The organism is Bradyrhizobium liaoningense (genome assembly GCF_018130785.1).
Lineage (GTDB): Bacteria > Pseudomonadota > Alphaproteobacteria > Rhizobiales > Xanthobacteraceae > Bradyrhizobium > Bradyrhizobium liaoningense_A.
In genome coordinates, this window is record NZ_JAFCJT010000068.1 from 1 (window position 1) to 1,129 (window position 1,129).

General features: G+C 60.1%; 1 protein-coding gene. It reads right to left on the reverse strand.

What is annotated here, in order from left to right:
* Nucleotides 1–172: 172 nt before the first annotated feature.
* Nucleotides 173–1,129, reverse strand: a 957-nt coding sequence (locus tag JQ627_RS38910) for a LysR family transcriptional regulator (protein WP_212489603.1), incomplete at its 5' end; no start/stop codon positions are given.

Consider the following 1,129-nt stretch of genomic DNA (forward strand, 5'->3'; position numbering starts at 1 on the left):
CATCACGGGAGCGACGACCGAAACAGTGCTTGCTGCCCTGTCCGAATCGGATGGGCCCAAGCCTCGCCCTTAGAGCCTGACCGGAAATGACACGAGTCGATTCAAGTGGTCACGCGTGGGGGACTGCAACTGCGACACGGCCGGGCTTGTGCCGGCCATCCACGACTTCGCGTCACTTCAGCAAACGACGGTTGGATGTCCGCGACAAGCTCGGACATGAGGAGGCAGGACCGGGGTCCGTTATTTGGATCAAGGCGCCTGCACCTTGTGCATCAGCCTTGTGAGCATTGTCTTTGTTCGACGCAGGGGCAGATGCGCGGCGGAGTTTGTCCAACGCACTCGTCCAGTCGCAAACACGAGCAACCTTGATAAAGGCGTCAAGTGCCGGCGAATACTGCCTCCCCGCCACGGCCAAAAGCTGCACCTCGCGCCGGACGGGGTCGCCCTCAATTGGAATAGCGGCGAGCGACGGCAGCCTGGGAGCGTGTTCTGGCACCAGGATGGCCCCAAGACCGGCGGACGACATTTGCTGAAGATGGCTTTCCTGAGCGCTCCTGTGCACAACTTTAGGGCCTGGATGGTCGGCAAAACAAGCCTGTTTGAATCGGCCTGCGACGTCGCATCCGACCCTTTCGAGAAATACCGCCTCATGCAAGTCTTGGGGCGGGATAACGGTTTGCCTCGCCATCGGATGTTTCTGAGACAAGGCGAGCACGTACCGCTCCTCGAACAGCCGCCAGCGGTCGATACGCTCAGGTAGCTCCACGGCGTCACCGACGAGCGCGGCATTGATCTCGCCATCCAAAAGCATTGCAACGAGCCCGTTGGCATCCGTCTCGTGCAAATCGACCCGCAGGTCAGGAATGATCCTGGCGAGCTCCAAGAGCAATTCCGTGATAAGTGCGGCGGAGACTGACGGCACCAGCCCGATCTTGAGCGGGGCGATTGTCTTCTTTTGATAGCCTCGCGCCTGAAGCCGTACGGCCTCCGTGGCGGCAAATATTTTCTCCAGCGTGGGCAGAATCATCTTGCCCAACTCGGTGAGCTGGGTGAAGTGACGTTCACGGTGAATCAGCGCGCCACCGAGTTCTTGCTCCAGCTTGTGAACGGCCTTTGTCAGCGCCGGCTG